This is a genomic window from Streptomyces sp. NPDC056835 (assembly GCF_042789485.1).
In the GTDB taxonomy this organism is placed as follows: Bacteria; Actinomycetota; Actinomycetes; order Streptomycetales; family Streptomycetaceae; genus Streptomyces.
In genome coordinates this window covers 1-19,095 of sequence record NZ_JBHUBB010000055.1, presented here as the reverse complement: position 1 = coordinate 19,095, position 19,095 = coordinate 1, and the positions used below count along the sequence as shown (strand labels likewise).

15 protein-coding genes and 2 pseudogenes are annotated in these 19,095 nt (G+C 71.5%); 16 read left to right on the top strand and 1 reads right to left on the bottom strand.

Going from position 1 to position 19,095, the window contains the following annotated elements; translation table 11 throughout:
• Positions 1-74: 74 nt before the first annotated feature.
• The 11 genes and pseudogenes from ACFRMN_RS36860 (at position 75) to ACFRMN_RS36810 (ending at position 13,745) form a co-directional block, all read left to right on the top strand.
• On the top strand, positions 75-1,793 hold the full coding sequence (locus ACFRMN_RS36860; RefSeq protein WP_383028451.1) for a CTP synthase: 1,719 nt from the start codon (positions 75-77) through the stop codon (positions 1,791-1,793).
• A 99-nt stretch (positions 1,794-1,892) separates the two neighbouring features.
• Entirely contained in the window at positions 1,893-2,519 is a 627-nt protein-coding gene (locus tag ACFRMN_RS36855) for an NUDIX domain-containing protein (RefSeq protein WP_383028449.1), read from the top strand.
• Positions 2,520-3,144: 625 nt separating this feature from the next.
• Positions 3,145-5,353, top strand: a pseudogene (locus tag ACFRMN_RS36850) (tetratricopeptide repeat protein); the annotation flags it as partial.
• 158 nt (positions 5,354-5,511) lie between these two features.
• Positions 5,512-6,627, top strand: coding sequence for an alanine dehydrogenase (gene ald / locus ACFRMN_RS36845; RefSeq protein WP_383028446.1), 1,116 nt, complete (start codon positions 5,512-5,514; stop codon positions 6,625-6,627).
• Positions 6,628-7,009: 382 nt separating this feature from the next.
• Entirely contained in the window at positions 7,010-8,131 is a 1,122-nt protein-coding gene (locus ACFRMN_RS36840) for a ParA family protein (RefSeq protein ID WP_030354916.1), read from the top strand.
• A complete protein-coding gene (locus ACFRMN_RS36835) occupies positions 8,128-8,730 on the top strand; it encodes a hypothetical protein (protein ID WP_383028484.1) in 603 nt (200 codons plus the stop codon). Before ACFRMN_RS36840 ends, ACFRMN_RS36835 begins: the two co-directional genes overlap by 4 nt.
• A 47-nt stretch (positions 8,731-8,777) precedes the next feature.
• Positions 8,778-9,902: a segregation and condensation protein A gene (locus tag ACFRMN_RS36830; RefSeq protein ID WP_383028444.1), complete on the top strand. Its 1,125-nt coding sequence runs from the start codon at positions 8,778-8,780 to the stop codon at positions 9,900-9,902.
• 86 nt (positions 9,903-9,988) lie between these two features.
• Positions 9,989-10,555: an SMC-Scp complex subunit ScpB gene (gene scpB / locus ACFRMN_RS36825; protein ID WP_383028482.1), complete on the top strand. Its 567-nt coding sequence runs from the start codon at positions 9,989-9,991 to the stop codon at positions 10,553-10,555.
• Positions 10,555-11,754, top strand: a complete 1,200-nt coding sequence (locus ACFRMN_RS36820) for a pseudouridine synthase (RefSeq protein ID WP_383028442.1) — start codon at positions 10,555-10,557, stop codon at positions 11,752-11,754. Before scpB ends, ACFRMN_RS36820 begins: the two co-directional genes overlap by 1 nt.
• Positions 11,755-11,982: 228 nt before the next feature.
• A complete protein-coding gene (locus ACFRMN_RS36815) occupies positions 11,983-12,726 on the top strand; it encodes an NUDIX domain-containing protein (protein ID WP_383028439.1) in 744 nt (247 codons plus the stop codon).
• Positions 12,723-13,745 (top strand): ADP-ribosylglycohydrolase family protein, encoded by a 1,023-nt coding sequence (locus ACFRMN_RS36810; RefSeq protein WP_383028437.1) that lies wholly within the window; start codon positions 12,723-12,725, stop codon positions 13,743-13,745. Before ACFRMN_RS36815 ends, ACFRMN_RS36810 begins: the two co-directional genes overlap by 4 nt.
• 154 nt (positions 13,746-13,899) lie before the next feature.
• On the opposite strand, the pseudogene ACFRMN_RS36805 reads toward ACFRMN_RS36810, so the two are convergent.
• Positions 13,900-14,376 (bottom strand): annotated as a pseudogene (locus ACFRMN_RS36805) (DNA polymerase beta superfamily protein); the annotation flags it as partial.
• Between the two features lie 147 nt (positions 14,377-14,523).
• Here ACFRMN_RS36805 and aroH point away from each other — a divergent pair.
• From aroH to der, 5 genes are all read left to right on the top strand, one after another.
• Positions 14,524-14,886 carry a chorismate mutase gene (gene aroH, locus ACFRMN_RS36800; protein ID WP_383028434.1) on the top strand — a complete coding sequence of 121 codons (363 nt, stop codon included), beginning with the start codon at positions 14,524-14,526 and terminating at the stop codon, positions 14,884-14,886.
• Entirely contained in the window at positions 14,883-15,968 is a 1,086-nt protein-coding gene (locus ACFRMN_RS36795; RefSeq protein WP_383028432.1) for a prephenate dehydrogenase, read from the top strand. Before aroH ends, ACFRMN_RS36795 begins: the two co-directional genes overlap by 4 nt.
• A gap of 133 nt (positions 15,969-16,101) precedes the next feature.
• Entirely contained in the window at positions 16,102-16,815 is a 714-nt protein-coding gene (gene cmk / locus ACFRMN_RS36790) for a (d)CMP kinase (RefSeq protein WP_383028429.1), read from the top strand.
• Entirely contained in the window at positions 16,773-17,510 is a 738-nt protein-coding gene (locus ACFRMN_RS36785; protein WP_383028427.1) for a lysophospholipid acyltransferase family protein, read from the top strand. Before cmk ends, ACFRMN_RS36785 begins: the two co-directional genes overlap by 43 nt.
• A 65-nt stretch (positions 17,511-17,575) precedes the next feature.
• The gene (gene der, locus ACFRMN_RS36780; protein ID WP_383028424.1) at positions 17,576-19,036 is read left to right on the top strand and encodes a ribosome biogenesis GTPase Der; all 1,461 of its coding nucleotides are present in this window, start codon (positions 17,576-17,578) and stop codon (positions 19,034-19,036) included.
• Positions 19,037-19,095: the final 59 nt, after the last annotated feature.

The window sequence follows — 19,095 nt, the reverse complement described above, 5'->3', positions numbered from 1 at the left end:
GGAAGTCCCTTCAGTCTTCGACCGGGACACCGGCACGCACCTCAGACCGCGACCACGGGAGCCCCCTCTTGGCCATGCCGAACCGATCCACGACATCCTCGACGACCAAGCACATCTTCGTCACCGGGGGTGTTGCCTCCTCCCTCGGCAAGGGCCTGACCGCCTCCAGTCTGGGCGCGCTGCTCAAGGCGCGTGGCCTGCGGGTCACCATGCAGAAGCTCGACCCGTATCTGAACGTCGACCCGGGCACGATGAACCCGTTCCAGCACGGTGAGGTCTTCGTCACCAATGACGGAGCCGAGACCGACCTGGACATCGGCCACTACGAGCGCTTCCTCGATGTGGACCTCGACGGCTCGGCCAATGTCACCACTGGCCAGGTCTACTCGCAGGTCATCGCGAAGGAGCGGCGCGGCGAGTACCTGGGTGACACGGTTCAGGTCATTCCGCACATCACCAACGAGATCAAGCACCGCATCCGGCGCATGGCCGCCGACGACGTCGATGTCGTCATCACGGAGGTCGGCGGCACGGTCGGCGACATCGAGTCGCTGCCGTTCCTGGAGACCGTCCGCCAGGTGCGCCACGAGGTCGGCCGCGACAACGTCTTCGTCGTGCACATCTCGCTGCTGCCGTACATCGGCCCCTCCGGGGAGCTGAAGACCAAGCCGACCCAGCACTCGGTCGCGGCCCTGCGCAACATCGGTATCCAGCCGGACGCGATCGTGCTCCGCGCCGACCGCGACGTACCGACCGCGATCAAGCGCAAGATCTCGCTGATGTGCGATGTCGACGAGACGGCCGTGGTGGCGTGTGTGGACGCCAAGTCGATCTACGACATCCCGAAGGTGCTGCACACCGAGGGCCTGGACGCCTATGTCGTGCGCAAGCTGGATCTGCCGTTCCGCGATGTGGACTGGACGGTCTGGGACGATCTGCTGGACCGCGTCCACAACCCCGACCACGAGGTCACCGTCGCGCTGGTCGGCAAGTACATCGACCTCCCGGACGCCTATCTCTCGGTGACCGAGGCGATCCGCGCCGGGGGCTTCGCGAACAGGGCGCGCGTCAAGGTGAAGTGGGTCACCTCGGACGACTGCAAGACCCCGGCGGGCGCCGCCAGGCAGCTGGCCGACGTCGACGGGATCCTGATCCCCGGCGGCTTCGGCGAGCGCGGTGTCACCGGCAAGGTCGGCGCCATCCAGTACGCCAGGGAGCACAAGGTCCCGCTGCTCGGCCTCTGCCTGGGCCTCCAGTGCATCGTCATCGAGGCCGCGCGCAATGTCGCCGGGATCCCCGACGCCAACTCCACCGAGTTCGACTCCGGCACCGCCCACCCGGTGATCTCCACCATGGAGGAACAGCTCGCCTATGTGGAGGGCGCCGGAGACCTGGGCGGCACGATGCGGCTCGGTCTCTACCCGGCGAAGCTCGCCGAGGGCTCGATCGTGCGCGAGGTCTATGACGACCAGCCGTACGTGGAGGAGCGCCACCGCCACCGCTACGAGGTCAACAACGCGTACCGCGCGGAGCTGGAGAAGAAGGCCGGGCTGGTCTTCTCGGGCACGTCCCCGGACAACAAGCTGGTCGAGTACGTCGAGTACGCGCGCTCCACGCACCCGTATCTGGTCGCCACCCAGGCCCACCCGGAGCTGCGGTCCCGGCCGACCAGGCCGCATCCGCTCTTCGCCGGGCTGGTGAAGGCCGCGGTGGAGCGCCGGCGGGACGCCCGCGCGGGCTCGGACCAGGGCGGGCCGCGGACCCCGGTGGAGCCGGTGGCCGCCCAGTCCTGAGCGATCCCCCCAAGCGATACGGTGGGAGCCGGGGCACGGGTCTTTCGGGACCTGTGCCCCGGTTTCCGCTTGTGCGCCACAGTGTGGGAGGACGCTTTCATGACGATCAAGGACGCCCCCGAGGAGTGGCGGGTCACCGCGACCTCGACGCCCTTCCGCGGCAACAAGACCAGTGTCCGTACGGATGAAGTGGTCATGCCCGACGGTTCGGTCGTGTCGCGCGACTACCAGGTCCACCCCGGATCCGTGGCGATCCTCGCCCTGGACGACGCGGGCCGGGTCCTCGTACTGCGCCAGTACCGCCATCCCGTCCGCCACAAGCTCTGGGAGATCCCGGCGGGCCTGCTCGATGTGCCGGGCGAGAACCCGCTGCACGCGGCCCAGCGCGAGCTGTACGAGGAGGCGCATGTCAAGGCCGAGGACTGGCGGGTGCTGACCGACGTCTACACCACGCCAGGCGGCTCCGACGAGGCGGTACGGGTCTTCCTCGCGCGCGGTCTGTCGGAGGCGGAGGGCGAGCGCTTCGAGGTCTCCGACGAGGAGGCGGACATGGAGCTGGCCCGGGTGGAGACGGCCGAGCTGGTACGGGGTGTGCTCGCCGGTGAACTGCACAACAACTGCCTCGCGGTCGGGGTGCTTGCGCTCACCGCGGCGCTGGCGGGCGGCGGCATCGAGTCGCTTCGGCCGGCCGAGGCACCCTGGCCCGCGCGCCCGTTCGAATCCTGAGCCCGTCCTGAGCCAGTCCTGAGCTGGTCCTGAACCGGTCCTGAGGCCGGTGCCTCCGCGCCCCGGCGTCCGGTGATTCTCCAGTCTGAAAAAATGCTGATCCGATTGGGGGACATATCGGCCACGCTCCACCGTTCTCGTCGCTGAGAGTGAACTACGCTCGTACCGCCCGTGCGGAGACCCGCCGGGCTCGGCTCGTGCGCAGGCGGACGGAGCGTGGCCCGTGACGGATCAGGCGGTGGATGTGAGTGGCCCCGGCCGTCCGGGCGCCGGGGGAAAGCGCGGCAGCACTCGGAGCGGGAAGCCAACCGCCCTGGGGGCGGACGAAACTGACGGCCCGTCGGGCAAGCGGCGGAGCCGTGCCACATCGGCCGCCAAGAAGCGGTCGACAGCGGGTTCCGAGATGAAAGGTACGGCCCGGGTGAGTGTCCCGGAGGGTCCCGAGGACGCGACCGACGCCGTGAGCGCGAGCGGCACGGCGAGGCAGACGCCGGACGGTGTGACGGAGCGTGGTGACGCGCGGCAGGCGCTGTGCGAGGAGGCGCGTACGGACGAATCGGGTCCGGCGGACGGACCCGCCGGACCCGCCGGACCCGCAGATCAGGCCCCGGCCGATCAGGCCCCGATGGAGACCGGTCCGGGGGCCGGCGCTCCTCCCGGGGGCGACGCTTCACGGTCCGGGACGGCGGATCCACGGTCCGAGCCGGGGGATCTGCCGTCCGGGCCCGGAGCCGGATGTCTGTCCCCGGTCATCCCCGCCGAGCCGGCCGTACCCCGTCCGGACCTCACGCGGCCGGCCGAGCCGGCGGGAGCGCCGTCCGACGAGCGTGGCCCGCACCGGGGGAGGCCCGCGCACGACGGGGCGTTCTTCGGCAGACAGCGGGAACTCAAGGCGCTGCGCGGCGACATCGAGCGGGCCGGGCTCAACACGCTCTCCGGCCGCAAGGAGCCGCGCGCCCGGGTGCTGCTGATCGCGGGCCGGCCGGGCTCGGGCCGTACCGCGCTGGCCGAGGAGCTGACCCGGCAGCTGATCGACGGCTATCCGGACGGTGTCGTACGGACCCGGCTCACCGAGCCCGGCGGCGAAGCGGTGCCCACCGAGCGGACCGCGCGCGAGATCCTTGACGCGTTCGGCCTCGCCACCCCGCCGGGCGCGGGCGAGGACGAGCTGTCCGAGATGGTCCGCGAGGCGCTTTCCGTACGGCGGGTGCTGCTGCTCCTCGACGACGCCGTGAACGCCGAGCAGGTCGATCCGCTGGTGCCCGACAACCCCGGCTGTCTGGTGGTCGCGGTCGCGCAGGGCCCGCTCACCGGGATCCCCGACGTCCGGCCGTGCACGCTCGGCGGCATGGACACCAAGTCCGCCATCGAACTGCTCGGCCGGTTCACCGGCGCCGTCCGGATCACCGTCGATCCCCAGGCCGCGGAGTCGCTGGCCGAGGAGTGCGGCGGCCAGCCCGCCGCGCTCGTGCTGGCCGGCGGCTGGCTGGCCGCCCGGCCCACCGCGTCCGTCGCCGATGTGACCAAACAGCTGCGGGCCCTGCCGCACGATTGGGACCGGCCCGTCGGCGACCGGCCGCTCGCACGCGCCTTCCATCTCGTCTACGAGACCCTGCCGTCGCCCGCCGCCCGGATACTGCGACTGCTCGCCCTCGCGCCCGCGGGCCTCGCCGACGCGCACACCGCGTCCGCGCTGGCCGGCTGTTCCGTCTCGGCCGCCAGGACCACACTGGACGACTTCGCCGCCCGGGGACTGCTCCGGACGGTCGACGCCGAGCAGTACGAGGTGCCCGGCTGTCTGGTCCCGCTGCTGCGGACCGTCATGGCGGAGCACGACCGGCCCGCCGAGGTGCAGCTCGCCCGCGCGCGGATGCTGGAGCGGAGCGTACGGCTGCTCCAGTCCTGCCGCGCCGTCACCGACCCCGACGGCTCCCCGGCCCGCAAGAAGCTGGCCGCGCTGCCCCGCGCGCTGCGTTTCCCGAACGCCGCGGCGGCGGCCGGATGGCTGCGCGCGCGACAGCCCGCGCTGCTCGCCTCCGCCCGGCTCGCGGTCGCCGACGGCGAGCTGGACACACTCGCCCGGAGGCTGGTGGCCGCGCTGGTCAGGGCGCTGGCCGCGCACCGGGGCACGGAGGCCGCGGCGCCCGAGCTGTACGGGCTCCATCAGCTGGTGCTCGATATCGCCGAGCGGCGCGAGCTGCACCGCGAGCAGGCCGCCGCGCTGCTGAACATCGGCGATCTGGACGCCCGGACCGGCCGGACGCGGGACGCGCTCGTCCGCTACCGCGCCGCGCTGGACGCCGGAAGGACCGCGAACGACCTCTACGCGACCGGCCGCGCGATGGAATCCGTAGGTGGCGCCTACCAGGATCTGCGGGACTGGCAGCGGGCCGCCGACTGGTACGGCAGGGCGCTCGCCCAGCGGCTGAGCCGGGGCGAGCGGGCCGACGAGGCCCGGCTGTACGGGCGGCTCGGCACCGTCTTCACCTACGCGGGGCTGTACGGCGAGGCGCTGCGCAACTGGCGGGCCGCCGTCGCGGGCTACCGCAGGCTGCGCGATCTCCCGGGCCAGGCAAGGGCCTTGAGCGAGGCGGCCCGGGTCCAGGAGTACGCGGGCCGGCCCCAGGAGTCGCTGCGCACCTGCCAGGAGGCGGTCGAGTGGGCGCGGCTGGCCGGGGACGAACGGCTCCAGGCCGCTCTCCAGCTCAGGCTGGCCGACACCCTGGACAGGCTCGGCGATCCCACCGCGGCGCGGCTGCACCGGGCCACAGCCGATCGTCTGCTGGAAACGGAGGGAAAACACCTACGAAATCCGTAGCGCTTCGGCTGGGGATTGGTGCTTTGCAAGGCTAGACACCGAGAAATCCTTCATTAAACTGGCTACGCCGCACCTTCCGCGGCGTCTGCCCGCGCGCCACGTGTGCCCGGGTATGTATGGGATCGCCCCTGGACATCCCCCGGACATCCCCTGAGCCAAGGACCGTGATCTGCCGTGTTGGTCGGTATCCCCCGCGAGGTCAAGAACAACGAGTTCCGGGTGGCCATCACCCCGGCCGGCGTCCATGAGCTGGTACGCCAGGGTCATCAGGTCGTCATCGAGCGGAACGCCGGCGCCGGTTCCTCGATCACGGACGAGGAGTTCGGCGCGGCCGGCGCGCGGATACTGGCCACCGCCGACGAGGTCTGGGCCGCCGCCGATCTGCTGCTGAAGGTCAAGGAGCCGATCGCCGAGGAGTACCACCGGCTGCGCAAGGGGCAGACGCTCTTCACGTATCTGCATCTCGCCGCGTCCCGCGCGTGCACGGACGCCCTGCTGGACTCCGGCACCACCGCCATCGCGTACGAGACCGTCGAGACCGCGAACCGCGCGCTGCCGCTGCTCGCCCCAATGTCCGAGGTCGCGGGCCGGCTGGCGCCGCAGGTCGGCGCGTACCACCTGATGCGCTCGGCCGGCGGCCGGGGTGTGCTGCCGGGCGGTGTGCCCGGTACGGCGGCCGGCCGGGCCGTCGTCATCGGCGGCGGTGTCTCGGGCTGGAACGCCACACAGATCGCCGTCGGCATGGGCTTCCATGTGACGTTGCTCGACCGGGACATCAACAAGCTGCGCGAGGCCGACAGGATCTTCGGCACGAAGGTCCAGACCATCGTCTCCAACGACTTCGAACTGGAGAAGGCGGTCGTCGAGGCCGACCTCGTCGTCGGCGCCGTGCTCATCCCCGGCGCGAAGGCGCCGAAGCTGGTCACGAACGAGCTTGTCGCCAAGATGAAGCCCGGAAGTGTACTTGTCGACATTGCGATTGATCAGGGCGGCTGCTTCGAGGATTCACGGCCGACGACGCACGCCGAGCCGACGTTCCGGGTCCATGACTCGGTCTTCTACTGCGTGGCCAACATGCCGGGCGCCGTACCGCACACCTCCACGTACGCACTGACCAACGCCACGCTGCCGTACATCGTGGAGCTGGCGAACCGCGGCTGGCTCGACGCGCTGCGCCGGGACCCGGCGCTCGCCAAGGGGCTCAACACCCATGAAGGCCAGGTCATTTACCGCGAGGTCGCCGAGGCCCATGGGCTGGATCACGCCGAATTGGCCGCGCTTCTGGGCTGAGGTGTCAACGCGCCTCGTCAACATCGCGCCAACGGCCGGATCTTGCGTGGCGAGGTCCGGCCGTACGCGTGTCCGGTGGCCGTCGGACGGCTGGTCAACACGCCTCGAACGTAATGCTTTCAACCGTTTCGCGCGTCGGCGAATCATGTGGGGCGCGCCTTGGTGAGAGGCTTGTGCGCCCTTGACAGAGAGGTGTTCCGTTGCCGACACATCGGGCCGGGTCCGGCGGATTGTGTTGCTGCGAAGCGGTGACACGCCATAGAGTCGCCAACCGTCGGCATGGTGCCACGCTGACCTATCGATAAGTTTCCTGGTCCAGTCCAAGGAGGTAAGACGACTTGTGAATGAGTCGACATTTACTCCCGGGGGTGGTCAACCAGGAATGCCTGTGAGGAGCCAGAGCCCGTCGTCCGGGCTCAAGGCTGTCGGCTCCGTAGCGGTCCGCACCTTCGCCACCCACCAGCACATGACGACAGCCCACCAGATGATGGACGGCCAACACGTGAACGCCATGGCCGGCAACGAGGGTGGCCGAGAGTCCACTCCATTCGCCGACTACGACGAAGTGCCCGAGGGGCACTTCTACGACCCCGACGCCGAGTACGAGCCGGACCCCGAGTACGCGGCCACCCTCGCCCCCGACGCGGCCCGCCAGCGTCGCGAGCGGATCGGCCCGACCGGGCGTCCCCTGCCGTACTTCCCGATCCCGGGCCCGCTGACCGACCACGGCCCCGCGAAGATCATCGCGATGTGCAACCAGAAGGGCGGCGTCGGCAAGACGACGTCGACCATCAACCTGGGTGCCGCGCTCGCGGAGTACGGCCGGCGTGTGCTGCTCGTCGACTTCGACCCGCAGGGAGCCCTGTCGGTCGGCCTCGGTGTGAACCCGATGGAGCTGGACCTCACCGTCTACAACCTGCTCATGGAGCGGGGCATGGCGGCCGACGAGGTGCTGCTCAAGACCGCCGTGCCCAACATGGACCTGCTGCCGAGCAATATCGATCTCTCGGCCGCGGAAGTGCAGTTGGTGAGCGAGGTGGCGCGCGAGTCCACGCTCCAGCGGGCGCTGAAGCCGCTGATGCAGGACTACGACTACATCGTGATCGACTGTCAGCCCTCGCTCGGTCTGCTGACCGTGAACGCGCTGACCGCCGCGCACAAGGTGATCGTGCCGCTGGAGTGCGAGTTCTTCGCGCTGCGCGGGGTGGCGCTGCTGACGGAGACCATCGAGAAGGTCCAGGAGCGGCTCAACCCCGAGCTGGAGCTCGACGGCATCCTCGCCACGATGTACGACTCCCGTACGGTGCACAGCCGTGAGGTCCTCGCGCGCGTGGTCGAGGCCTTCGACGATCACGTCTACCACACGGTGATCGGGCGGACCGTACGGTTCCCGGAGACCACGGTCGCCGGTGAGCCGATCACCACGTACGCCTCGAACTCCGTCGGCGCCGCCGCGTATCGCCAGCTCGCCAGGGAGGTGCTCGCCCGGTGTCACGCCGAGTGAGTCTGCCCGGGGCCGACGAACTGTTCCGTACGACCGGGGGCATGGCGCTGCAGTCCTCCTCTCCGGCGGACCGGCGCAGGAACGCCAACGGCGAGCCCCGGGTACCCGCTCCGGCGGGGGAGAGCGATCCGTCCGGCGACCCGGCGGGCGCCGCCTCCTCCACCGCGGTGGAGGAGCACTCCGCCGCCGGTACGGACGCCCAGGAGCCGTCCCGGAGCCGGACCGCCGACGCGGAGCAGGCCGCCTCCTCCGTGAAGGGGCGACGGCCGCAGGAGGCCGCCTCCGCGTCCTCCCCGGGCCAGGGGCAGGGTCCGGGCCAGTCACAGGCCGCCGGGCCGCAGGGCGGGCAGCAGCGCCGCCGGGGGCGCGGCGCCAACCGCCGCCCCAGCGGACGCGAACGGCACGACGAGAAGATTACGGTCTATGTCTCGGCCGAGGAACTGATGGACCTCGAACACGCGCGGCTCGTGCTGCGCGGTGAGCACGGACTCGCGGTGGACCGCGGCCGGATCGTCCGCGAGGCCGTCGCAGTGGTCCTCGCCGACCTCGAATCGCGGGGCGACGCGAGCATCCTCGTACGGCGCCTGCGCGGGCGCTGAGGATAGCCTGCGCGGGCCGCTCCTCCGCTCCCGCCCCCAGGACCTCGATGCCCCCGCCCCCCGGTCTTCACCGCCCGACCCGCCGCACTCTGGGCCGCGGGCCAGGGGCGTCGGCGCCCGAGCCGGTGTCCGAGCCCGTAGCGGAGTCCGCTCCCGTACCGGAGTCCGCCCCCGAAGCGGAGCCGCCGCCCGCACCCGTACCCGGGCTTGTGGCGGAGCCCGCTCCCGTACCGGAGCCGGTGCCCGAGCCCGCACGGGTGTCGGAGCCCGAGGCCGAGTCCGCTCCCGGTGACGGGCGGTTCACCGTACGGCTGGTCAACTTCGAGGGCCCCTTCGACCTGCTGCTCCAGCTCATCTCCAAGCACAAGCTGGATGTGACCGAGGTCGCGCTGTCGAAGGTCACCGACGAGTTCATGGCGCACATCCGGGCCATGGGGCCGGACTGGGACCTCGACCAGACCACCGAGTTCCTGGTCGTCGCGGCGACCCTGCTGGATCTGAAGGCCGCCCGCCTGCTGCCCGCCGCGGAGGTCGAGGACGAGGCCGATCTCGCGCTGCTCGAAGCGCGGGACCTGCTCTTCGCGCGGCTCCTTCAGTACCGCGCGTACAAACAGGTCGCGGAGATCTTCAGCGAGCGTCTGGACACCGAGGCCCGGCGCTATCCCCGTACCGTCGGACTGGAGCCGCACCACGCCGCGCTGCTGCCCGAGGTCGTCATCAGCATCGGGCCCGAGGGTTTCGCCCGGCTCGCCGTGAAGGCGATGCAACCGAAGCCCAGGCCGCAGGTGTACGTCGAGCACATCCACGCGCCCCTGGTGTCGGTGCGGGAACAGGCGGGGGTCCTCGTCGCGCTGCTGCGGGAGCGCGGTGAGGTCAGCTTCTCGGCGCTCACCGAGGACGCCGCGGACACCCTCACCGTCGTGGCGCGCTTCCTGGCGCTGCTGGAGCTCTACCGGGAGCGTGCCGTCGCCCTGGACCAGGAGGAGGCGCTGGGCCCGCTCATGGTCCGCTGGACGGGCGGGGACGGTGACGTGGAGGCCGCCGTGACGGACGAGTTCGACCGCGAGTCCGGACCGGCCGAAGGAGCGGATGAAGGACCGGCGGACGGAACGGGCGAAGGACCGGCCGACGGAACGGGTGAGGGAACGGGTGAGAAGAAGGTGACGATGTGAGGGAGAGCGAGCGGGAACAGGCCAGGGAGCGGTCCGCGGGTACGGTCGCGGACCTGGACCTCAAGCCCGCGCTGGAGGCGGTCCTCATGGTCGTCGACGAGCCCGCCACCGAGGAACATCTCGCGAAGGTCCTCGACCGCCCCCGGCGGGCCGTCGCCGACGCGCTGCGCGAGCTGGCCGACGAGTACACGGTGGGGCGCCGGGGTTTCGAGCTGCGGCTGATCGCCGGCGGCTGGCGTTTCTACACCCGGTCCGAGTACGCGGCGGCCGTCGAGGCGTTCGTACTCGACGGCCAGCAGGCCCGGCTCACCCAGGCGGCGCTGGAGACGCTGGCGGTCGTCGCGTACCGCCAGCCGGTGAGCCGTTCCCGGGTCTCGGCGGTGCGCGGAGTGAACTGTGACGGCGTCATGCGGACCCTGCTCCAGCGCGGGCTGGTGGAGGAGGCGGGCGCGGAACCCGAAACAGGTGCGATCCTGTACAGGACGACGAACTACTTTTTGGAGCGGATGGGCCTGCGGGGCCTGGACGAGCTCCCGGAGCTCGCGCCCTTCCTCCCCGAGGCGGACGCGATCGAGGCCGAGAGCCAGGAAGGCGTTCCGTCGTTCGATCCGGACGCACCGGATACCGACGCAGACGACAAGACGGAACTTTGATGCGAAGCAACGGCAGGAACAGCGGCAGCGGCAACAGGAACGGCGGAGGCGGGAGCGGCGGCGGCAACCGGGACAACCGGGGAGCCGGCAGCGGGCGTGACGACGAGCAGAAGCGGCCGTCCCGACCCCGTCCCGAGGAGCGCCGTTACGACGTCGGCCGCTCGGGTCCCACCGGTGGTTCCGGCGCGTCCGGGGCACCTGCCGGCGCGCGCCGTTCCGGTGGCTCCGGGGGTTCCGGCGGTTCCGCGGGCGGCGCCTCCGGCGGGGGTTCCCGTCAGGGCGGTGCCCGGGGCGCGGCGGCCCGCGGCGGTGCCAAGGGCGGTCCCAAGCCTTCGCAGAGCGCCGGCCGCGGCGGTCCGCGGCGCGGTTCCCCGTCCCGGCCGCGCGAGCTGGACGCCAAGATCGAGCAGCGCAACCGCGACCGGTACGCGGACAGGCCCTCGGTCAAGACGCCCAGGACCAACCCGGGCGCCGAGCAGGAGGGCGAGCGGCTGCAGAAGATCCTCGCCCGCGCCGGCATGGGGTCGCGCCGGGCGTGCGAGGAGCTGATCGAGCAGGCCCGGGTCGAGGTGAACGGCGAGATCGTCCTCGAACAGGGCATGCGCGTGAACCCGGACCGCGACGAGATCAAGGTCGACGGGCTGACGGTCGCCACGCAGTCGCATCTCTTCTTCGCGCTGAACAAGCCGGCCGGGGTCGTCTCCACGATGGGGGACCCCGACGGGCGGCAGAACCTCGGCGACTACGTCACCAACCGCGAGACCCGGCTCTTCCATGTCGGCCGGCTCGACACGGAGACCGAGGGCATCATCCTGCTCACCAACCACGGTGAGCTGGCCCACCGCCTCACGCACCCCAAGTACGGCGTCAAGAAGATCTATCTCGCCGCGATCCAGGGCCCGCTGCCGCGCGATCTGGGCAAGCGGCTGAAGGACGGCATCCAGTTGGAGGACGGCTACGCCAAGGCCGACCACTTCCGGGTCGTCGAGAACACCGGCAAGAACTACCTGGTGGAGGTCACCCTCCACGAGGGCCGTAAGCACATCGTCCGCCGGATGCTCGCCGAGGCGGGCTTCCCGGTCGACCGGCTCGTCCGGACATCCTTCGGCCCGATCCCGCTGGGCGACCAGAAGTCCGGCTGGCTGCGCCGCCTCACCAACACCGAGGTCGGCATGCTGATGAAGGAAGTCGGGCTGTAACACGCCCCGCGGCGCCCCCTCGGGGATACGCCGGACAGCGCGAAGCCCGCGGCCCGATGGCCGCGGGCTTCGCCCTTGTGCGGACCGCCCGTTCAGCTTTATAGTCAAGGTGACTATTAAGGGGGTGGCCGTGAATCACGCGATCGTGACTCCGACGGCGGTGCGCGTGTACGGCCGGTGGACCTGGACCCACGGGGGTGGCCCAGGCTCCTCCCGGCCGGAGCGGTCATGACGGCCCGGGGGCGGCGCGTTCCGAGGGGATACGACCCCGGCGCCTTCGAGCCGTTCGCGGTCACCGTCGATCTCGCCGTCTTCACCGTGCGCCTGGGCCGGCTGCATGTACTCCTCGTCGAGCGAGGAGAGGAACCGTACCGGGGCGACTGGGCACTGCCCGGCGGCTTCGTACGGCCGAGGGAATCGGCCGGACAGGCCGCCCGCCGCGAACTCGCCGAGGAGACCGGCCTGGTGGCGCGGACCGCGGGCGCGCTCCATCTGGAGCAGCTGCGCACCTACAGCGATCCGGACCGCGACCCCAGGATGCGGGTGGTGTCCGTGGCGTACGCGGCACTCGTCCCCGACCTGCCCGAGCCGCGCGGCGGCGGGGACGCGGCCCGCGCCCAGTGGGTGGAGTTCGGTGCCCGCGGGCCGCTCGCCTTCGACCACGAACACATCCTCGCCGACGCCTACGACCGGGTCGGCGCCAAGCTCGAATACACCTGTCTCGCCACCGCCTTCTGCCCGCCGGAGTTCACGCTCGGGGAGCTGCGGCAGGTGTACGAGACCGTCTGGGGCGTGGCTCTCGACCGCCCCAACTTCCGGCGCAAAGTCCTCACCACGCCCGGTTTCGTCCAGGCGCTGGAGGGGCCACCGCGCCGGACGGGTGGCCGGGGGAAACCGGCCGCGCTGTACCGCGCGGGCCCCGCCACCACGCTGCACCCACCTCTGCTGCGACCGGAAGGACGGAACGCATGATCATCGCGAGGGCCCTGACCAAACAGGCTGCCACGGGCTCGCTGATCGGGCTCGCGCTCGGTGACGCGCTGGGCTTTCCCACCGAGTTCAACGATGTGCCGTCGATCCTGGCCAAGTGCGGTCCCTGGCGGGAGATGGCGCTCCCGGAGCCCGCGTTCGTCACGGACGACACCCAGATGACGCTGGCGTTCGCGCGCGGGATCAGGACCGCGATGGACCGGGGCGTGCTCGGCCCGCTGCGTCTTGAGCGGCCGGTGCGCGACGAGTTCGTCCGCTGGTACCACTCCCCGGACAACAACCGCGCTCCGGGCCGCACCTGCCTGACGGCCTGCGAGCTCCTCGACAGCGACCGCCCCTGGCAGCGGGCCAGCCGGATCGACTCCAAGGGCTGCGGCGCCAATATGCGGGTCGCGCCGATCGGACTCGTCCCCGGCCTCAGCGACGAACAGCGGGGCGGCGCCGCGCAGTTGCAGGCGGCGCTCACCCACGGCCATCCGACGGCACTCGCCGCCTCCGACCTGACGGCCCGCGCGGTCTATCTGCTGGCGCACGGCGGCGAGCCGCAGGGGCTGGTGGGCCAGCTGCGCTCGTACGCGTACGAGAACTGCGAGCACTACTACCACCGCTGGCTCGGCGACCTCTGGACCCTCACCGGCGACCCCACGCCCGAGACCTTCATCGCCCGGGGCTGGGACGAGTGCCTGGCGGCCCTGGAACGCCTTCAGGAGACCCTGCGCACCCCCTCTTCCGAGACCGACCCCTGTCTGGCCACCGGAGACGGCTGGATCGCCGAGGAAGCCCTCGCCACCGGCCTGCTCTGCTTCCTCCTCTTCCCCCAGGACCCGGTCATCGCCCTGCGCCGCGCCGCCTGCACGAGGGGCGACTCCGACTCCATCGCCTGCCTCGCGGGCGCGTTCGCGGGCGCTCACCTGGGCGCGGGTGCCTGGCCCCAGGAGTGGGCGGAGCGGATCGAGTACCACGGCGATCTGATGGCGCTGGGAGCGCTCTGGGATTCTTGATCCACGCGTACGCACGGAAGATCCACGCGTACACACGGAAGAAGAAGCCCCGAGGACCGTCTCCGCGCGGGCGGAGCTGGAAGAGGCGCGGTCAGGGACGGCGCTGCCCGGTGATCCCGTCGCGTACGAGGCGCTGGACGACTTCGTCGTCCGTGCCCGTACGCAGCAGATCCCGGCAGGAGGCGAGCAGCCGCAGCAGATGCGTGGCGTGCTTCCAGCGCGGGGCGCCGTGCCGGCGTACGTCCGCCGCCGGCTTCCCGTGCTGGCCCTCGGCGTAGCGGACGAAGGTCTGATGCGCGTGGCGGGACAGGAACGCGTCGCGCAGGGCGAGCAGTTCACGGCCCGTGTCGTCGATCCGCTCGACGAGCGGGGAGTGCAGGCACTCCAGCACATTCGGGTTGGCGCGCAGGGCGAGGGAGCAGAAGCGTTCCAGCTCCCAGGAGAACTGCTCCGGGGCCGGGCCGTCCACATGGGTCGGCGGCTTCTCGAAGCGCCAGAAGAGCGGGGTCGGGGCGAGGAAGACACCGCGCCGGTCGGTGTCGCTCCCCTCCGTCGCGAGTCCGAAGGCGCGCGAGCCCATCACACACGCGTAGACGGTGTGTTCACGGACGAGCGCTTCCGGCGAGGTCATGGAGGTGAGGGTACGGGGAGAGGGTACGGGGGCACCCACACCGGAACGTTCCGGTGTGCTCCGTCCGTCCCGGGGAACGGCCGCCGCGCCCCCGTCGCCCGCGGCTGACTACCCTGGGACGAGCACTCGATCACTGAGGAGAACGTCGTGGCGGTACGAGCGGTCCGCGGAGCGGTCCAGCTGGAGCGGGACGAAGCCGGGCACATGGACGACCAGGTCAGGCAGCTCCTCACCGCGATCCTGGACCGCAACGCGCTCACCGCGGACGATCTGATCAGCGTCTGGTTCACGGCCACGCCCGATCTGCACAGCGACTTCCCGGCCGCCGCGGCCCGCGGGCTCGGCATCGTCGACGTCCCGCTGATCTGCGCCCAGGAACTGGACATCGCGGGCGCCCTGCCGCGCGTCGTCCGTATCCTCGCCCATATCGAGTCCGACCTCCCCAAGTCCCAGATCGCGCACGTCTACCTCGGCGCCGCGGCCACCCTCCGCAAGGACATCGCCCAGTGAGAACCGCCGTCGTCATCGGTACGGGCCTGATCGGCACCTCGGCGGCGCTGGCCCTGGCCGGCCGCGGGGTCACCGTCCATCTCAGCGACCACGACCCCTCGCGGGCCAGGACCGCCGCCGCGCTCGGCGCGGGGACGGACGAGGCGCCCGAAGGCCCCGTCGACCTCGCGATCATCGCCGTACCGCCCGCGCATGTCGCCGCCACGCTCTGCGCGGCGATGCGCGACGGCGTGGCCCGCGGCTATCTGGACGTGGCCAGCGTCAAGGGCGGCCCCCGGCGTGAGCTGGAGGCGCTCGGCCTCGATCTCGCCCCGTACATCGGTACGCACCCCATGGCCGGCAAGGAGCGCTCGGGACCGCTGGCCGCGACGGCCGATCTCTTCGAGGGGCGCCCGTGGGTGCTGACGCCGACCCGGGAGACCGACACCGAGGTGCTGAACCTCGCCCTGGAGCTGGCCGCGCTGTGCCGCGCGGTGCCGGTGGTGATGGACGCCGACGCGCACGACCGCGCGGTCGCCCTGGTCTCGCACACCCCGCAGCTGATCTCGTCGATGGTCGCCGCCCGTCTTGAGGAAGCCGACGAGACGGCCGTACGCCTCTGCGGCCAGGGCATCCGCGATGTCACCCGGATCGCGGCCTCCGATCCCGGGATGTGGGTCGAGATCCTTTCCGCCAACCCCGGCCCGGTCGCCGACGTACTGGCCGGGGTCGCCGCCGACCTCGATGAGACGGTCGAGGCGCTGCGCGCGCTCCAGTCCTCGGACGCGGACAAGCGGCGGGGCGGGGCCGCCGGGATCGAGGACGTCCTGCGGCGCGGTAACGCGGGACGGGTGCGGGTACCGGGCAAGCACGGCGCCGCCCCCACGACGTACGAGGTCGTGGCCGTCCTCGTCAGCGACCAGCCCGGCGAGCTGGCGCGTATCTTCGCGGACGCGGGCCGCGCCGGGGTCAACGTGGAGGACGTACGGATCGAGCACGCGACCGGGCAGCAGGCGGGCCTGGTGCAGCTGATGGTGGAGCCGTCGGCGGCTCCGGTGCTCTCGGCGGCCCTGCGGGAACGCGGCTGGTCGATCCGGCAGTAGTCCGGCAGCGGTCCGGCGGGCGTGCCGCCGAACGGGTGCGTTCGGGGTCCTGAGTACTCGGTAACCTTGTGCGGGGGCGTATGTGCGTCCCCGCACATCCACCCCCTTTGAACCAGGAAGGTGTCCGACCCCCGTGGACAACGGAGCAACCCCCGCCCGGACCGCACCGGCCGCTGTGATCGTCGCCATCGACGGGCCCTCCGGCACGGGCAAGTCGAGCACCTCCAAGGCCGTGGCCGCCCAGCTCGGGCTGAACTACCTGGACACCGGCGCGCAGTACCGCGCGATGACCTGGTGGATGATCACCAACGGTGTCGACGTGTCGGACGCCGCCGCCGTCGCGACCGCCGCGGGCAAGCCCGTACTGGCCTCCGGGACCGACCCGGCCGCCCCCACGATCACCGTGGACGGTGCGGACGCCGCGGGTCCGATCCGTACCCAGGAGGTCACCTCCAAGGTGAGCGCGGTCAGCGCCGTCCCCGAGGTACGGACCGTCGTCACCGAGCTCCAGCGCTCCATCGCCGCGGCGGCCGAGAAGGGGATCGTGGTCGAGGGCCGCGACATCGGTACGACCGTGCTGCCTGACGCCGACGTCAAGATCTTCCTCACCGCGTCCCCGGAGGCGCGCGCGGCCCGGCGCAGCGGTGAGCTGAAGGGCAAGGAGGCGACCGATGTCAGCGCCACCAAGGACGCCCTGGTCAAGCGGGACGCGGCCGACTCCAGCCGTAAGACGTCCCCGCTCGCGAAGGCCGGCGACGCGGTCGAGGTGGACACCACGGATCTCACGCTCCAGCAGGTCATCGAGTGTGTCGTGACCCTGGTCGAGGAGAAGCGGAACGCGAAGTGAGCACACCGTCAGCACCGGCGGCCGGAGCCACGTCACCGAAGGACGTGACCCCGGCCCCGGCCTCGGAGAGGGGCGCGGCGATCGGGCGCGGCATCGGCATCGGGCTGATGCACGGCCTGTGGAGGCCGCGGGTGCTGGGCGCGTGGCGGGTCCCGGCGAGCGGCCCCGTCATCCTCGCCGTCAACCACGCGCACAACATCGACGGCCCGATGCTGATGGGCACCGCGCCCCGTCCGGTGCACTTCCTGATCAAGAAGGAAGCGTTCATCGGCCCGCTCGACCCGTTCCTGCGGGCCATCGGGCAGCTGAAGGTGGACCGTACGGTCGCCGACCGCGCCGCGATCACCGACGCGCTCGGGGTGCTCAGGGACGGCGGGGTGCTGGGGATATTTCCCGAGGGCACCCGGGGCGAGGGAGACTTCGCCTCACTGCGCGCCGGGCTGGCGTACTTCGCCGTACGGTCCGGGGCGCCGATCGTGCCGGTGGCCGTCCTGGGCAGCACGGACCGCCGGGGCCGGCTGATACCGGCGCTGCCCCCGCTGCGCAGCCGCGTGGACGTCGTCTTCGGCGATGCCTTCGAGGCGGGGGACGGCAGTGGGCGGCGCACCCGCAAGGCGCTGGACGACGCCACCGCGCGGATCCAGGAGCGGCTGACCGTCCACCTGGAAAACGCCAGGCGCCTGACCGGGCGCTAGGAAAGACTTGAGTAGTGCGCCGCGTGCCGCGGCGCACCGATCACGATGAACGAGGTACGGACTTCATGAACGACCAGATCGACTCCGCCGACGAGCACGGAGAGCTCGGCGATGCCGAGTACGCGGACTTCATGGAGCTTGCCGCTCAGGAGGGCTTCGAGGCCGAGGAGGTGGAGGGCGCGATCGGTGAGGCCGGTCACGGCCCGCTGCCCGTCCTCGCCGTCGTCGGCCGCCCGAATGTCGGCAAATCCACTCTCGTGAACCGGATCATCGGCCGCCGTGAGGCGGTCGTCGAGGACAAGCCCGGCGTCACCCGCGACCGGGTCACCTACGAGGCCGAGTGGGCGGGCCGCCGCTTCAAGATCGTCGACACCGGCGGCTGGGAGCAGGACGTCCTCGGCATCGACGCCTCCGTCGCCGCCCAGGCCGAGTACGCGATCGAGGCCGCCGACGCGGTCGTCTTCGTCGTGGACTCCACGGTCGGCGCGACCGACACCGACACGGCCGTGGTACGGCTGCTGCGCAAGGCGGGCAAGCCCGTCGTGCTCTGCGCCAACAAGGTCGACGGACCGAGCGGCGAGGCCGATGCCACGGCGCTCTGGTCGCTCGGACTCGGCGAGCCCCACCCGGTCTCCTCGCTGCACGGCCGGGGCACCGGCGACATGCTCGACGCGGTGCTCGAAGCGCTGCCGGAGGCCCCGGCGCAGACGTTCGGCACCGCCCTCGGCGGCCCCCGCCGTATCGCGCTCATCGGCCGCCCGAACGTCGGCAAGTCGTCCCTGCTCAACAAGGTCGCGGGTCAGGACCGCGTCGTCGTCAACGAGATCGCGGGCACCACCCGTGACCCGGTGGACGAGCTGATCGAGCTGGGCGGCGTCGTCTGGAAGTTCATCGACACCGCCGGTATCCGCCGCCGGGTCCATCTCCAGGAAGGCGCGGACTACTACGCGTCGCTGCGCACCGCCGCCGCCGTCGAGAAGGCCGAGGTGGCGGTCGTACTGATCGACACCAGCGAGTCCATCAGCGTCCAGGACCAGCGGATCATCACGATGGCCGTCGAGGCGGGCCGCGCCCTGGTCATCGCGTACAACAAGTGGGACACCCTTGACGAGGAGCGCCGCTACTACCTGGAGCGGGAGATCGAGACGGAGCTGGCACAGGTCGCCTGGGCCCCCCGGGTGAATGTCTCGGCACGCACCGGCCGTCATATGGAGAAGCTGGTCCCGGCGATCGAGACGGCCCTCGCGGGCTGGGAGACCCGGGTCCCGACCGGCCGGCTCAACGCGTTCCTGGGCGAGCTGGTCGCCGCGCACCCGCACCCGATCCGGGGCGGCAAGCAGCCCCGCATCCTGTTCGGTACGCAGGCGGGTACGAAGCCGCCGCGCTTCGTGCTCTTCGCCTCGGGCTTCATCGAGGCCGGCTACCGGCGCTTCGTGGAACGCCGGCTGCGCGAGGAGTTCGGCTTCGAGGGCACCCCGATCCATATCTCCGTACGGGTGCGTGAGAAGCGCGGCCGCAAGAAGTAGGGCGGGAAGCCTGGACGTACGTCACGCCGGAAGCGGTGGGGCCCGGCACGGAATCGTCC

Excerpts from the sequence above, each read along its gene's own strand:
- ACFRMN_RS36860 (WP_383028451.1), top strand. The coding sequence starts at position 75 with ATGCCGAACCGATCCACGACATCCTCGACGACCAAGCACATCTTCGTC.
- ACFRMN_RS36855 (WP_383028449.1), top strand. The coding sequence starts at position 1,893 with ATGACGATCAAGGACGCCCCCGAGGAGTGGCGGGTCACCGCGACCTCG.
- ACFRMN_RS36840 (WP_030354916.1), top strand. The coding sequence starts at position 7,010 with ATGCCTGTGAGGAGCCAGAGCCCGTCGTCCGGGCTCAAGGCTGTCGGC.
- ACFRMN_RS36830 (WP_383028444.1), top strand. The coding sequence starts at position 8,778 with ATGCCCCCGCCCCCCGGTCTTCACCGCCCGACCCGCCGCACTCTGGGC.
- scpB (WP_383028482.1), top strand. The coding sequence starts at position 9,989 with ATGGTCGTCGACGAGCCCGCCACCGAGGAACATCTCGCGAAGGTCCTC.
- ACFRMN_RS36820 (WP_383028442.1), top strand. The coding sequence starts at position 10,555 with ATGCGAAGCAACGGCAGGAACAGCGGCAGCGGCAACAGGAACGGCGGA.
- ACFRMN_RS36815 (WP_383028439.1), top strand. The coding sequence starts at position 11,983 with ATGACGGCCCGGGGGCGGCGCGTTCCGAGGGGATACGACCCCGGCGCC.
- ACFRMN_RS36810 (WP_383028437.1), top strand. The coding sequence starts at position 12,723 with ATGATCATCGCGAGGGCCCTGACCAAACAGGCTGCCACGGGCTCGCTG.
- der (WP_383028424.1), top strand. The coding sequence starts at position 17,576 with ATGAACGACCAGATCGACTCCGCCGACGAGCACGGAGAGCTCGGCGAT.